This window comes from Parashewanella hymeniacidonis, assembly GCF_016900895.1.
Taxonomy (GTDB): Bacteria; Pseudomonadota; Gammaproteobacteria; order Enterobacterales; family Shewanellaceae; genus Parashewanella; species Parashewanella hymeniacidonis.
On sequence record NZ_JAFEUN010000223.1, the window covers coordinates 1 to 2,613 of the forward strand.

General features: G+C 39.0%; 3 protein-coding genes. 2 read left to right on the forward strand and 1 reads right to left on the reverse strand.

The window, feature by feature from the left end; genetic code table 11:
- Positions 1 to 359 precede the first annotated feature (359 nt).
- On the reverse strand, positions 360 to 632 hold the full coding sequence (locus tag JQC92_RS21755; protein WP_205001625.1) for a hypothetical protein: 273 nt from the start codon (positions 630 to 632) through the stop codon (positions 360 to 362).
- Between the two features lie 252 nt (positions 633 to 884).
- On the opposite strand from JQC92_RS21755, the gene tnpC reads away from it, so the two are divergent.
- Both tnpC and JQC92_RS21765 read left to right on the forward strand, forming a co-directional pair.
- Entirely contained in the window at positions 885 to 1,754 is an 870-nt protein-coding gene (gene tnpC, locus JQC92_RS21760; RefSeq protein ID WP_276315830.1) for an IS66 family transposase, read from the forward strand.
- Between the two features lie 131 nt (positions 1,755 to 1,885).
- The gene (locus JQC92_RS21765) at positions 1,886 to 2,503 is read left to right on the forward strand and encodes a hypothetical protein (protein ID WP_205001626.1); all 618 of its coding nucleotides are present in this window, start codon (positions 1,886 to 1,888) and stop codon (positions 2,501 to 2,503) included.
- Positions 2,504 to 2,613 lie beyond the last annotated feature (110 nt).

Consider the following 2,613-nt stretch of genomic DNA (forward strand, 5'->3'; position numbering starts at 1 on the left):
TGAAGTGATTTCATGTCAATATTTACTTGAGAGTTAGTGTGTTATTGTTTTTGTCTAAGCAACAAGATTATAACACATTAACGCTCGTCTTTTATTTATATATCAACCATATACAGATTTAAACATGTCAATTTTGAACTCCGAAACTTGAGATGTAAAAAAGTAATGTCAAATAACGGTACTCTTTGTGACTAAAACATCATGATGCATGATCAGCCAAAAACTAAACCAAGATAACAGGTTGTTTTCAAAATAATTGCTAGCGATATTCGATCTAAGGGATACAGCCTAAGAAGTAGAATGAGGTGGAGCTTACTTACTCCACTTCTTAAACTATATGCTTTCAAACGGCAAGATAACTACTCATCATCTATAAGGCCTTCTACCATATCATTAACTTCCTTAATTTCTTCTCTTATCTTTAACGGATTACAGTGCAGATTTGAACGAACTTTACGATAAGTCATCCACTCATGTTCAGTTAGATTACGTTCATATAGTTTGTGTCGGATTGCACGTTTTGCACCATCCTCTCCGACCATTTCGACTAAACGGTCATAATCTCGATTGTCTCTAAGTTCAGAACCGGTTCCCTTTAAGTCTTTATACCCTTTACCCAAATAGCTTTTCATGACATACCTCATAGTTAAATAAATGATGTGTTTTCATCGTCAATAATATTAAACACATACAATTAAATTTTCTGTGTAAAATGTGAGGCTGTTGACGGTAAATCAGAATTAATCTTGTGAAAAATAGAAGTACATTCATTCCGTTAGAACATCCTCACGACTTTTTGGAGCGAGTGACTGTAAGTTGCATGAGGAAGGCTAACTACAATCTACTCAGTGAGAAAAAAATCTGAGTAAGCGATTTACCAAGCCATGCTTAAACACATCTTAAAAAGTAAGGTACTGGCCATGGATGAAGTACCCATCAAAGCCGGAAAATCGGGTAAAGGTAAAATGAAACAGACCTACTTCTGGCCGATTTACGGCGAAGAAGATGAAGTGGCATTTACCTGGTCGGCAACCAAAAGTGCTCAACATGCGATTGAGCAGTTAACTGACTTTAACGGCACCTTATTGACTGACGGTTATTCAGCGTACACCAAAACCGTGGACACTTTAAGTCAGCAGGAGCACAGCATCATTCATGCGACTTGTTGGGTTCATTGTCGTCGTTACTTTGAAAAAGCCTTAGCACTTGAACCAGAGTCAGCACAACAGGCGCTGGATGAGATGGCGCTACTGTACAAGAATGAGAAGCATATCCGTGAAAAGGAAATGCCAGCGGACAAAGCACTCCGCTACCGGCAGGATAAAAGCGAGCCCGTGGTTTACCGCTTTTTCAACTGGGTGCATGAGCAACGCCAGCGTCCTGAACTGTTACCCAGTAATCCGCTGAGAGTCGCACTGGAATACACTGCTGAACGGGAAAGTCAGCTTAAGGTGTTTCTGACCAATCCGCACGTGCCGCTTGACACTAATCATCTTGAGCGGGCGTTAAGAGTAATACCTATGGGACGGAAAAACTACTTGTTTTGTTGGACAGAGCTGGGCGCAGAGCACCTCGGCATATTGCAAAGCCTGATGGTCACCTGCCGGCTTCAGGGCATTAACCCCTATTATTATTTGGTTGATGTGCTGCAACGGGTGTCACAACATCCTAACTCACAAGTGGAAGAGCTGATTCCGAGGAAATGGAAAGCAAAATTTATGAATGTTGCCTTAACATCTAATTTAACGAAATAAAACGAACAAAATCTTAGAATTGATGTAACCCCATGCAAATGTAAAAATGAATCTTTATTTATATTTCCTTAAAAAAGGCTTTAGAATGCCTTAGTATTGATAATCAGTTTTAAGTTGCCAAAGAGCTATCAATGCAGCCACCTGTTTTACAACTCCAACCACAAATTATATATGTGGTTGGACAACCACAACCACAATCACAATTTGTGATGATTAACCAGCAACTATATATGGTTAATACTCAGTCATCACAGTCACAACTGCACTGGTTTTCCAATCCATCTTTTCCGTATTCTGGCGAATTCACAGCTGTACAAGCGAATAATGAAGTGCAGTCCCAAAGTGAAAATATCACTCAAGAAGAGCAAGCAACGACACCCAAAATTACAGAGCCTCAATCTAAGCGAAGAAAGTTATCGCTTGAAACCAGAACACAATATCATTTACAATTCCAAGCAGGGACAATCACAAAGGAAGCTTTAAAAGCTAAAGGCCTTACTGATAGGCAAATTTCATACCTTATAAAAACAGAACCTAAGCCACATAAGCCACGTAAGCGACTGACATTAGAAACCAGAAAACAATATCATTTTCAACTCAAAGCAAGGACAATCAAAGAGGAAGATTTAAAAGCTAGAGGCCTTACTGATTGGCAAATTTCACACCTTAAAAAAACAGAACCTAAGCCACCTAAGCCACATAAGCCACATAAGCTACATAAGCTACATAAGCTACATAGTCGGCTATGAAAAACATCTAACATTATGATCGATAATACAATATAGCTCTTTGATACATTCAATTTCGACCAGAAATGATATAGTGAACCTACGGTTTCTGGTCGTTTTTGGTGCTAAAA

What these genes read in the sequence shown, in the direction of transcription:
- JQC92_RS21755 (WP_205001625.1), bottom strand. Translation starts at nt 632, where the DNA reads ATGAAAAGCTATTTGGGTAAAGGGTATAAAGACTTAAAGGGAACCGGT.
- tnpC (WP_276315830.1), top strand. Translation starts at nt 885, where the DNA reads ATGCTTAAACACATCTTAAAAAGTAAGGTACTGGCCATGGATGAAGTA.
- JQC92_RS21765 (WP_205001626.1), top strand. Translation starts at nt 1,886, where the DNA reads ATGCAGCCACCTGTTTTACAACTCCAACCACAAATTATATATGTGGTT.